Here is a 12,035-nt window from a genome sequence, read left to right on the forward strand (position 1 = left end):
TGCCTGAACCATGACCCGCTGAACACCTATCCGAGGTTCCCAGTCACGTGTCGCCGCTAACGGCATACAACGCCTTGGACTTGGGATGCACATAAACCGGCGCGCGCATTCCCGGGCTGACGTAGATTTCAGGAACTCTGCGTCAATATTTTGCTGCCGATACACGTTCGGTCCTGCCAATGCTCCAAGCGGCTGATGCGCAATGAGCATGCGGGGCCAGATTGCTTCGAACCGAGCGCTTCGCCGACGTCATTACTGTTACGATCACGAATCCCTCCCCAAATGCGCCCCATGCCGAATGGGGGATCGGGCCATCTGCAACAGCCGCGTTGCTTCGTACGCTTACCTATTCTTAGGCAGAGGTTCTCCATGATTCAAGTACGCAAAGGCCAAGCTCCAGCGCCGCTAGAACGGAATGAATTTCATCTGCAATTTTTTCGCTCGTTCGTCGACCCCGCGTTTGATACAGTCAAGGATGCGCTGTCCAAAGTGGAGGAAGTCGCGTGGGACAACTACAGCAAAGGACGAAAAGCGCCGATTACGGAAAAGGCTGGCGAGGAGTTTGTCGATCCAGACTACGATCTGTCAGCGGAATGGAAAGCCACGCGTGACCGCCTTTTGGTCGCGGAGAAAATTCAGAAAGACCCCACGACCAAATCGCGCGTACTCTTGATTTGTGGAGCGGCGCGCAACGACGGAAGCTGCCCAGGCGAAATTTCGAAATCTTTCCGGATGACGTCGTGGGCAAGCGAAATTCTTCACGCTGGTGGTATCGAAGTAGATGTTCTCGATTTAAGCTTGCTGACCTCCGGTTATGATCAGCACATTTATCCATGTAAAGGTTGTGTCTCCACTGCAATGCCGTTGTGTCATTGGCCTTGCAGCTGCTATCCAAATCACGGCCAACGCCAAACCAATGATTGGATGGCAGAGATTTACGAAAAGTGGACGGCGGCGCACGCCATCATTATTTTTACGCCCGTGTACTGGTATCAGACGCCGAGCGTGTTGAAATTAATGATAGACCGTTTGGTCTGCGCTGATGGCGGCAATTCCGACCCAACCACCACGGCTGGCAAGAACGCACAATTAGCTAAGGACTTGGAACTGCGTGGCTGGGACTATCCCAAGCACCTTGCGGGTCGGGCGTATGGATTGGTGGTGCATGGCGACGTTGCCGGGATCGAGGGTGTCCGCCGCGGCCTGTCTGATTGGCTCGACTGGATGGGCCTGATAGACTCCGGCCCTCGATCACGGCTCGACCGTTTTATCGGCTATTACGAGTCATATGCTGAAAGCCACGAGGCACTTGATCGCGACACCGCGGTGCAGGAAGAAGTCCGTAATGTTGCTCGTGCTGTGACCCATGCCGTTGGACAATTGCGAGGAGGAACTCTTCTCAAACCGGATAGAAATTTACATTCCCCTCGCCCGAAATGACTTCTTCGGTAAGTGATCCATTAACCCCAAACTGTTCAGGACGTCGCTCCGCTGGTTAAATCCGGGTATGCAAATCCTTCATGTTCGACCGCAGCAGCGCCGCGACGTCATCCACGATTTTCGTCGCAAGAACTAAAAACTGGTGCGTTTACCGGCGTTGAAGCCCTGATTCGGTGGCAGCATCCGGATCTTGGCGAGCTTTTACCGGCGCTATTTCTGCGCCTTGCCGGGGATATCGGTGTGCTCATTTCAAGCGGCCGCTGGGTGCTCCGCGAAGCTTGTACGCAAAACGTGGCCTGGCAGCGAATGGGCGTTCCACCAATTAGCATGGGGATCAATTTGTCTGCGCTCCAATTCGGCAATGCTTCGCTGCTGGCGGACATCCGCAGCGCGCTGCTTCATTCTGGCATGGACCTATCCTTGCTCGAGCTTGAATTGACCGAGCACATGGTGATCCAGAACCTGGAACAGGTAATGGACATCCTTGGCGCGATCAAGAGGGAGGGAGGATGTTGACGGCGCAGCGCATGCCGGCAGCGCCGCGCTGCGTATTCTCGATGCACGCGGTCGTGCCGCCGCGCAAAGCGTCGCACGCCGATCGCATAATCGCAATGGTACGGTGAGACTCGCGTAGGGTGAACCCAACAGATAGGAACAACTACGCCGCCGATGGACGTACGAAAGGCGATAAGCGGATGCTTTCTCCCTCTCGCCTTCGAGAACAAAACGCAGGTGGACCAGGCATAGGCGGTCTACCATTTGCTGCGCTAAGTCCGTGGTTTTTTTGGTGGGCCTCCCGTGAGTCGAACACGGCACCAACGGATTATGAGTCAGTGAAGCCCAGGCTCACAGCCCTCGTCCCGCACAGAAATTTTCAAGTAAAAACAAGTACTTGAAGCAGCCGCACGCCTCAATGTGCGTGCGACTACGCTACGATACCGGCACCAGAACTCCACCAGACGACCGCAAAAGACAGGAGCCCGACCGGAAACGGTGCGCACAGATCATCGAACCTATGCAACTCCAACGTGCGCCCACTCAACAATTTTGTCTGCTAACTGTACAGGATCTTCCTCAATTTGGATGTTCCAATTCCTTGGGGCACGCCAAAGTACATCATCGATAGTGTTATCGAGAAAAAGCAGGCTTTTTTGTGATAGACCCTTGGTCGGGCGCAGAACAAACATCCCCGTATGCTTAACATCGTTGGCACTTGCATACGCTTGCAGATCTAGCATTGCGTCCATCAAATGCGCTTTGACAGTTGCAGTAGTGTAACACGCAGACTCCAACCCAGCCGCGCCGCCTAAGGGCTGTAAGGGAACTTTGACTGATTTTGCAGCCCCTTGCTTTGTCTTGACGTTTATGTCCTGCGCTTGCGGAATCAAAAAATTGGCACTGTTGGCAGACACTCGCTCGCGAATCAGTTGGTAGACTTTGTCGCGGGTTTCCTCCCGCGTAAGCCATCCGGCAGGCCTTGCGGCTTCAACACGTTGAGGCAACGCGAATGTAACCTGATCAAAGAAAAGCTCATCGAGAGCGACCGTTGGGGCTCGATTTAGCAACGGCACTGGCACATCGAATAAGACGTTCTGAAACAGGGGCGCTGTCCCAGCTTCGAAGCATTTCTTAGCAATGTCCGCCATCATTAAAATGGATTCGGCGTCGCTGGCCCCAAAAGCGCACTCTAAACGGCCCCTCTCAGTAATCACACGTGCAAGTCTATTGCCGGCGTTGTCAACAATGCCCACTCCAACGTTGAAGCGTTCGCCAGTGAACGTATCAGGCTCAGCCACAATCCGGCACCAATACCCCGTCTGCGACTGATCGTTGGCGAAGTCTGGTGGTTCATACCCAAGATATGATGACGTAATCATGTTACTAAGCCTGTTCTCTGACGCATGTGCGCTTGGATTCCGCTTGCTCTCGCCTGCAAGAACGCATGTGCCTTTTGAAATGCTGGTCCACGGGAATGATGCAACGTTGCGGCAAGCCACGGAAGGGCACCATTGTAAGCGTCCCCGAGCTGCTCACACTCCTTAACAATAGCATTTTTAGCTGGGAGCGAGAGCGTCTTTTCGGGCGGGTCGAAGATCCCGTCTAAAATTATCGTCGGTACATAATTGTCTGGAGCATCGTGCATCAAGGGCGGCCAAGCCCACCCACCGAGGACCTGTCCATGATCAATGATCACGAACGAGTCTGCACTGACGAGTAGCACATTTCCTACATTCCGGTCGACATTGGCGACCCATGCATCAAACGCAATGAGCCTTCCAAGTAATTTAAATTTTAGAAAAATTTTCTTCAGACTGTCCATCACCGGCGCGGGGATAACTCCTTGCCCGATCTTAAGCTTTGCCTTGACTGTTGGCGCAGGCTTCCCAAGACGATCCTTTGCTTCATGGGTAACCCAGCACAAGGCGTGCCGCAGCGGGTCCGGCCAACGAACGGGATCGAAGCCATGAAGGACTGCGCCATTTATCCAAATTTTGGCCGCATGTGGCTGAGGCAATTTAGCCGCACGCGCCAGTACGTAGCCGATCTCCTCGTTCAGCATCGCGTAACCCGCTGGATCAGTTTTGAAATACGCGCGGCGCCGCCCTTCCGGCAACAACAAATACCCTTCAAAGCATAGCGAAAGCTGCCCGTCACCGGGGCGCCCGATCACGCCGCCAAAGCAATTGGGCGCAAGTAGGGGAATTTGCATTGTCCCTGCCATCGCACTCATCGTGGCGACCAGATCTGTTTTTTAGCGAAGGAAAATTTCAGATCATAGTTGATGTAATGTTGCAAAGTATTCACCCTGTATATCAGACACTAAATTGCTGAAGTTGTCAGCCTACCATCAATCGAAATTGTTTTGGAACATTGTGTATATTACTAGGCATGCTGTACGGAAATTTCACCGAAAGTTTTATGAAGCGTGGCCCTTGCTCGGCAGCTCCGCCTGCTGCATACCGACTTGGCCGCACCTCGGTTGCGGTATAGCCGAATCTATTTCGTGGTCGGGTATGCGTTCGCGTTTAGATGGCTAATGCCAACGTCTTGAAGGTTGACAATCTCCGTACTGGATATGCGTTTCCGATAGCAGACGGACCGAATCGTCGCCTCTAGTGCGGCCCGCTGCCTTACTTCGTCGTCCCTGTCGGCAGGGAAATAACAAAGCCTAGCGATCCAAAGACGAAGCGCGGGACTAAGTTCACTTCCGTCTGTTCCGACCGCAGTGTTGTAGCGGTCCAGTCTTTCCCTTAACTGTCTCGTCAGCGTATGCATCGCCCACCCCTTACCGCACGGCTTCGTCAAATCGAGCAATACCGATCCATGCTGCGGGGGAAAATCCATTCTGAAAATTGATACGTCTGGCCGAATCTTGTGCCCTACCGCCCCCCACTTTGCCTTGTTGATCACGCATTCCGAGAACAACTTGAATCGCTCCTCTAAAGTCGCTTCTAAGCTATTCGGTTGAGGTACGCCAAGCCATGCGCTGACAAGCCCCGTCGCCTTTGCTCGACCAGGGCTTCGGGCAAAAGTGATCGCCGGGAAATGTATTGCCGAGCACTTGAGGCCAGGAAGCGAGATCGATCGCGCAACGAACTCGACCAGCGACTCTTCGGAAAGCCCATAGATATCGCTTCTGGTCGTTACGTCGCCCAGTAGTACCTCGGCCCTCAGCAGGCCCGAACATAATTCTTGAACTAGCCCTAATATGCCAAACCCTAGAGTTTGCTTCGAGTCAGGAACCGGCTCGTCCACCGACGCCTTTAACTGACGAATATAGAACGATATCGGCACTAGCCGCACGGAAAATTGTACGCGGGCACTCGATCCCAAGCGGCATTTGGAAAGGTCAGGCGCTACTTCCCTGCTTAACTGCTCTCTTTTGTAATGACTGCCGATCTGCAGCCGCCAGTTTTGTCGGGTCACATGGTAGTGAAAGCTATCCCTCCTCACAGTGGCCGGATCGATCAAGCCGAGCTTTACGCCAGCCGAATATAGCTTCCCATTGGAACCGCAGCTCAACTCAAAAAGTTGTCGAATCGCGGTGTCAGCTGTCGCTCCCCATGTCACAACCATAAATTTCCTAAAAATAAAGTACTGAATACCGCAAATAGCGAAACGCTGACGGCGCACATGATTCAGCATTCTACACACTATGGGAATCCATATTTTTACTTAAACCATCGGACGTATTCGCCTTCAACTACAGCGTATAAAGTTCGCTCATTGATGACTAACCCACCGAGATGTTCGTGAAAAAAGCCCTACCACTAGAAGCGATGCTGATGCAACAACTGGAAGCCAAAAAGGCTGGTTCCTCGGCGAAGCAATGCGAGGTGCCCGTCTCGCTGATGAAAAATATGTTTATCGTCGGGTATGCAAATAGTGCTAGCTGGATTTCTCGTCACGTCGATGCGGTTACCGGAAAGTGGACAGCAAAGACAGTTGGCAAGGTCACCGACACGACGCTGACCGAAGCGTTGGCGCGCGTAGCCATCCTGCGCCATGGCCTGGCTGCCGGTCGCTCGCCTAACGATGCGATGCTGACAGTGGGCCACTTAGTCGAACGCATGTACCCGGACTCAGAAGAAAATAAGCAGCGTGCGAAAGACGCGTTCAGCCGTTTCAACTGCCACATTCGCGGCGCTCTTGGACACATGCTCGTGCAAGCCGTGCAGGAATACCACCTTGCCAGCTGCATCGAAAAAATGCCTAAGCACCTGTCCGTTGCTACCCGGAATCGCGTCCTTGCATTGCTCAAAACGATCTTCGGCTACGCGATGGATGTCGGGCTGATCGACAAAAATCCCGCTGCACGCCTCAAGTTAAAGCGCGAAAACAACGCCCGTCAACGCGTTCTGGACGCATCGGAGATCCGCGCCGTTACCGCGCCAGATGAGACCGATGCATGTCCGCTGCCGCGCTTGCTCAATCGCTTCCTGCTTTCGACCGCCCTCCGCCTGAGCGAAGCTCTGACGGCGAAATTCTCACAATTGGACCTGGATACTCGTTTCCTCCACCTGCCCACTAGCAAAAACGGTAAGCCTCGTGCCGTACCCCTTTCAGCCGAGGCGCTCGACGTTATCAAAACGCTAGTAGAAATCCGCCGTAACGAATTTCTCTTCCCGGGTCGTCTCGGTGGCCACTTGACCCGACCGTCGAGCGCGCTCAAGCGCATGCAAGAAAAAAACGGCGTCGAGGGCTTTTGCTTTCACGACATGCGCCGAACCGCTTGCTCAATCGCCCTCAACGCCGGCATCCCTTTGCTGGACGCATCCCGCCTGCTTGGACATTCGAGTACGGCGGTCACACAGACCCACTACGCAGTGCTGCATTCCGACCGCCTGCACGCCGCAGCCGACACGATCAGCAAAGCGCTACGTGCCGCCGTGGGCAACGCCGAATGAAAACGACTTGGGCACCGATCCGCGCACCGCCGCCAATTTGACGCCGCAATAAATGTAGTCACTACCGGCGGAGTAATGCCCCGCTTCAATTTGAAACTGAAAAAGAAGGAAAATAAAATGACACATCGCGCAACAATGCCAAGCGGAAACGTCTACACCGAGTACGCCATCCACATCGTCAAATGGTACGAGGGCAAGGGCGTCTTGTGCCTTGACGCACGAAACAAACCACTTGAGTGGATTCCAGTGACGGATATCGAAAAAGGTCGTCGCGTCCGCGACATGATCAACGGCGCACTCGCCGGTGATCCCCACTATCGCAAACTCGGCTGGGCGTTTTTGAATGAAGCCGTCCTGCCAGAGGCGGCCCAACCTCAGCCGATGCCTGCCAAAGAGGAGACGATTTCCGCGCCGCCTTCGCAAACGAAGGCAATCAAGTAAAAAATCCAAAGAAAAAAAAACTATTGCAGGGCGGATCTCGGTCCGCCCTCTTTTTTCACCGAACGCGCTAGAGGTCCATCGTGGAAGCAGCTATTTCAGAAGCATCATCCGTTGATTGTAAATTGCCCGCAGGGGACTATATACCGCAAAGTTACAATGACTTGCCGTTCAACAACGACGACGATTTCATCCCTCCGGACATCGACAAGGAGATTGCCGAACTTGAGGTCAAGATGCTGCGCCAGATCAGCATGTACTGCAAAGACCCAACCAAGCCTTTTGTCAACAAGGCAGGCCCAAAGGTCCGCGTCGGCTTCGACAGCGAGTTTACGAAGAATCCGACGACCGGCGAAAACGACATCCTGTCTGTCCAGTTCCATCTGGTTGGTGACGAGGGCGAGCTGAAGAAGATCATCTACCCCAAGAGCGCCAACAAGGTCGATCGTCCAAGCTTCTCGCGCCTGTTGCTCAATCTGATCATCGAAGGTATTGACGACGGTTATATATCAGAGTGGCCCAGTTGCGTGATTCTTGCCGGGTTCTTCCTGCGCCTCGACCTCGCTGCGTTTGCCGACCTTGGCGACTTCAAGAACGAGTTGGACAGCGCTGGCGGCAAGGTAGCCACTATCGGCCAGGGTATCAATTTCGCTTTCAATCAGACCGGCGTCAGCATGCCGCGCAAAAAGACTGCGGTAGTCAGTGACGGCGCGGGCCTGTTCATCCTGACTACTAACTTTATCGACCTTGGCCGCCATGTAGTGGAGGGCACCACGCTTGACCGCATTGGCGCATGGCTGGACCTGCCCAAACTGGATCTGCCTGAAGGTTATGCTAAGGACCGCATGGACCTGCTGTTGCAAGGGAACAAGCCTGCGTTTGAGGCTTATGCGATGCGCGATGCCGAGATCACTGTTCGCTTTCTCCAGCACCTGGAAAAGTTCGCTGCTACCGAAGTTGGCTGTGATGTGCTGCCCGCCACGGTAAGCAGTCTTGCCATCCGCTTGCTTACCAAGGTAATCAAAGAGGCTGATCTCGATTTCGATAAATCATGGGGCCTGGTGGCGACCAAGACGACGGCATGGAACGATAATAAAGGCAAGGTTTGCAGCAAAACCGAAATTACCCCTTGTCCTTTCCGAAAGATCGTTGATCCGTTCGTAATCATGACATACCACGGCGGCCGGAACGAATGCTTCCATGGTGGCCCTACCCATATTGGCGACTGGTACGACTACGACTTGGCGGGTGCCTATACGACAGGTCTGGTCGACCTTCGTCAGATTGACTATAACGGCATGCGCCACAGTACCGAGCCTTTGGATTTCGTCGGCCATGTGCTTGGCTTTGCGATGGTCGAGTTTGAATTTCCGACTGACTGCCGTTTCCCATCATTGCCTGTTGAGATGGGTGTCAAGGGACTCTATTTTCCGCTGGCGGGCACGTCGTACTGCACCGCGCCCGAGATCGAGGTCGCTCTCAATCAGGGCTGTAAGGTCAAAATTCTTTACGGTATCGTGTTCCCCTGGATCACCGGAGACCAGCGTGTGTTCGAACCCTTTGTCACAAAAATTCGTGACCTGCGCGCGCGATTTAAACGCGACCGCATCGATCCCCATGTGGCAACGCTGGCGGAAGAGTATGCGAAGCTGGCGGGCAACTCCGCCTACGGCAAGCTGGCGCAAGGTCTGAAGGAAAAGACCGTGTTCGATACGCGTGGCATGCAAAGCGTCAAGCTGCCGGGTTCCGCTATCACGAATGCGATTATGGCCTCGCATGTCACTGGCCTTGTTCGCGCCGTCATGGCTGAGCAACTGGTTGGCGTGCCTGCTGACTATGCTGTCGTCAGCGTGACGACAGATGGCTTCTTGACCGATGCGCCGTTCGACAAACTTGACCATGATGGACCAATGGCGCGTCGTTTCCAGGCGCTTTGCAATCGCGTCGCCCCTGGCACCGCGATGCTCGAATGCAAGCATCGCGTTCGCCAGTTGATCGCCATGAAAACGCGTGGTCAGATGACGGCTCTGCCATGGCTTGACGCTGACGGCAACCCGACGCCGGTCGTGCTTGCCAAGGCGGGCGTTTCACCACCCTTGCCGAAGGCTGAACATAATGCTTACATTTGCGATCTATACCTTAATCGCTATCCGGGTAAGATGACGACGTCACGCCCGTTCACGTCCCTGCGAGACCAGTGGGTACACAGTCTTGATGTCACCAAGACCGAACGTACGTCGTTGCTGAGCTTGGAATTCGACTTCAAGCGTATGCCGATCAGCCCGCGCATGGTCGGCGTGCTCGGCATGGAACATATTGCGTTCGACACGGCTCCCTGGCCGAGGCCTGAAATTGGCGAACGTGCTCGCGCCTACTTTGATGGCTGGCGTCGGCAGAATTGCATGAAGACGCTTTCCGATTGGGATGCCTGGCACGCCAACTACCAGTTCAGCGCGGCACGCGGCAAGCGCATCAGCGCTGGCGTCGCGGGCACGACGCGCAGCATCAATATGACGAAGGATGGTCCGGTGGGCGTAATGAAGCGACTATTCTTACGCGCGTTCACCCAGAAATTGCTGGGCGTCATTACAGAAGGCAAGATGACGCATCTGGATATGGCAAACTGGCTGACCTCTCTGGGCTACGAAACGAATAAAACCGCCGTCAGCAATGCAGGCCGCGCAGCGATGGCCGAACAGGCCGTGCCGCCCACCGGCGATGTGCTGGCCTTCGTTGCGGCGGTTAAGGCGCGCTTCTCTTCGATGCAGGTTGAGCGCTTCCTGATCGCGGCAGATGTGTCGATGCCAGCACAGTGCCCCACTTAGCCGCCGGTCGCCAATAAAAATAGAGGGGACATGCGCCGGCCCGCACATGTCCCCTTCTACACCATGCTCCGCTTACTGATGCACGTCCTCTGAAGCTTGACATGCGCCGGCAGTACCCTTGGTTGCCCTACTTACTACATCAGCCACCGACTCCGAAGCATTGCGCAACGTGCTGTTCATCAAATGACTGTACCGCATCGTTTGGACCGGCGATTGGTGATTTAGCAATCCCTGAATGATTGACAAAGATACACCAGCATTGACTGCCAAACTTGCAAAAGAATGACGAAGGTCATGCAACCTAAAATGCTCTTCTATCCCGGCCAATGCGAGCGCTCTATCAAGTGCTCCACGAGGCGAATATATGGGCTTGGATGGATCACGTCCAGGAAAAAGCCAAGGGCTGTTCTGAATGCGCGGCGCAGAGCGAAGCAGCATTTGAGCCTCACTATTTAGCTGAACATAACGCCCCCTGCCTGACTTGGTTTGAGGCAAGAACCAAACACCGTTGTCCAAATCAACGTCTTGCCACTTGGCCTGCAAGGCCTCCTCTCGCCTGGCCCCCGTTACAAGAAGAAATTTCAACGCAGCGACAGCTACCTTATTTGGCTCCGCCTCCATGGCTTTATACATCCGTTGAATTTCCTCCGGCTTCAAAAATCTTTGGCGCATATTATTCTCCTTGAATTTCGAAATTCCTGCGCACGGATTACGCTCGGCGCGGCCCCACTGAACTGCCAAGTTATACATCCGCGAGAGCAAGGACAGATGACGATTTGCGGTCGCTGCACAGTGCGACTCCTTAATATCTGCATGGAACTGTTGAACCTCCCTTGTTTGAATATCAGCCAGCTTACGCGAACCAAATCGTGGATAAATTTGCACTTTTAGGCGGCAAAGATCGTCAGATGCACTTTTTTTCGTCTGGCGCGCAAAGGGCATGTATTCTGCTGTGCCAAACGCCTCGAACGTAGGCGAGGCCTGCGCGCGATCATGGACCTCTTGCGGATTAATACCTCGATCTACCTTGCTGCGCATTTCAAGCGCCAGTTTTCGAACGTCCGCCACCTCCAAGGCCGGAAACTCGCCAAGTTTCGCCGCCCGCTTTTGGCCGTCAAAGACGAAGCGAAAATAGAAATATTTCCGCCCCTGCTTGTTGACCAGCACGCGCAATCCGATCACGTCCGCATCACTGTACTCGGCCGACCGCGATGGCGATGAGGCGTCGTGCACAGGCAGTTGGACCAGCGCGCGGTTTGTGAACCTGAATTTGTTTTTCTTCATTGTTTTCTCTTCGATGGTTGTTGAAGTGGCGTGTTCGCGCGGCGAGGTGAGAACACCGTCTTCTAAGTCCGTTGCGCTTGAAAGCGCGTCGAGGTCGCGACGGACAGGAAGCCTTGTAGGGACTGGCGCTATGTAGTACTGGCAACATTGCAGTTGACTGCTCCCGTTGCGGACGGTCACCCTCCGGTAATTTGTGCGCAGTTCCCGCCCGGTTCGACGAAACCGCCCGACGCGCCGAACACAGTCGTTGCGACGCCTTGGAATGTGGCCGGCGGCAGACCCGCTGTTTCGGAAGCGATGCTGCCCCTCCCGATATCAACTGTGTTACAAGTAAAGAACGATCCACCTTTTCGAGACAGGTTGAGAATCTTTCTTCCGCAAATTTCGACCCGCTGTTCCCGGTGGTAAGGCAATCCACCCAAGTTAAGACATTTCAACAGTTTTTCTGAGTCATCTTCTTGTGTGGTTTTACGCCGGGCTTCCTGGGCTTCGAACGATTCTCTCGATGTCGATAGGTCTTTCCGGCAATTAGCCGCAGCAGGTCGCGCAGCAGCGTTCCAACCTTTCTGCCGATTTTCCCACCGAGCAGAAGTATGGGCATCAGCGGCTTGAGCGCGGTGTGGGCGTAGGCATGGTTAAT

General features: G+C 54.3%; 9 protein-coding genes and 1 pseudogene. 5 read left to right on the forward strand and 5 right to left on the reverse strand.

The features are described 5' to 3' along the window. Window positions 1-369 precede the first annotated feature (369 nt). Both ACP7D4_RS19290 and ACP7D4_RS19295 read left to right on the forward strand, forming a co-directional pair. Window positions 370-1,440 (forward strand): flavodoxin family protein, encoded by a 1,071-nt coding sequence (locus ACP7D4_RS19290; protein ID WP_426103004.1) that lies wholly within the window; start codon window positions 370-372, stop codon window positions 1,438-1,440. Between the two features lie 51 nt (window positions 1,441-1,491). Further along, complete coding sequence (locus tag ACP7D4_RS19295; protein WP_426210794.1) at window positions 1,492-1,956, forward strand: EAL domain-containing protein; 465 nt, start codon at window positions 1,492-1,494, stop codon at window positions 1,954-1,956. A 497-nt stretch (window positions 1,957-2,453) separates the two neighbouring features. Here ACP7D4_RS19295 and ACP7D4_RS19300 read toward each other — a convergent pair whose 3' ends face one another. From ACP7D4_RS19300 to ACP7D4_RS19310, 3 genes are all read right to left on the reverse strand, one after another. After that, entirely contained in the window at window positions 2,454-3,317 is an 864-nt protein-coding gene (locus ACP7D4_RS19300) for a hypothetical protein (protein WP_426210779.1), read from the reverse strand. Then, window positions 3,314-4,171, reverse strand: coding sequence for a hypothetical protein (locus tag ACP7D4_RS19305; RefSeq protein ID WP_426210780.1), 858 nt, complete (start codon window positions 4,169-4,171; stop codon window positions 3,314-3,316). The genes ACP7D4_RS19300 and ACP7D4_RS19305 overlap by 4 nt, the downstream gene beginning before the upstream one ends. 266 nt (window positions 4,172-4,437) lie before the next feature. Then, complete coding sequence (locus ACP7D4_RS19310) at window positions 4,438-5,586, reverse strand: hypothetical protein (protein WP_426210782.1); 1,149 nt, start codon at window positions 5,584-5,586, stop codon at window positions 4,438-4,440. 107 nt (window positions 5,587-5,693) lie between these two features. On the opposite strand from ACP7D4_RS19310, the gene ACP7D4_RS19315 reads away from it, so the two are divergent. The 3 genes from ACP7D4_RS19315 to ACP7D4_RS19325 all read left to right on the forward strand — a co-directional run bounded on the left by ACP7D4_RS19315 (window position 5,694) and on the right by ACP7D4_RS19325 (window position 10,111). After that, on the forward strand, window positions 5,694-6,848 hold the full coding sequence (locus ACP7D4_RS19315; protein WP_426210783.1) for a tyrosine-type recombinase/integrase: 1,155 nt from the start codon (window positions 5,694-5,696) through the stop codon (window positions 6,846-6,848). A gap of 75 nt (window positions 6,849-6,923) precedes the next feature. Continuing rightward, the gene (locus ACP7D4_RS19320) at window positions 6,924-7,289 is read left to right on the forward strand and encodes a hypothetical protein (RefSeq protein ID WP_426210785.1); all 366 of its coding nucleotides are present in this window, start codon (window positions 6,924-6,926) and stop codon (window positions 7,287-7,289) included. An 80-nt stretch (window positions 7,290-7,369) separates the two neighbouring features. Continuing rightward, entirely contained in the window at window positions 7,370-10,111 is a 2,742-nt protein-coding gene (locus tag ACP7D4_RS19325) for a DNA polymerase (protein ID WP_426210787.1), read from the forward strand. A 72-nt stretch (window positions 10,112-10,183) separates the two neighbouring features. Here ACP7D4_RS19325 and ACP7D4_RS19330 read toward each other — a convergent pair whose 3' ends face one another. Further along, entirely contained in the window at window positions 10,184-11,395 is a 1,212-nt protein-coding gene (locus ACP7D4_RS19330; protein WP_426210789.1) for a tyrosine-type recombinase/integrase, read from the reverse strand. Window positions 11,396-11,828: 433 nt separating this feature from the next. Next, window positions 11,829-12,035 (reverse strand): annotated as a pseudogene (locus ACP7D4_RS19335) (IS4 family transposase); the annotation flags it as partial.

It is taken from the genome of Massilia sp. TWP1-3-3 (genome assembly GCF_049897805.1).
Classification (GTDB): Bacteria; Pseudomonadota; Gammaproteobacteria; order Burkholderiales; family Burkholderiaceae_D; genus Telluria_A.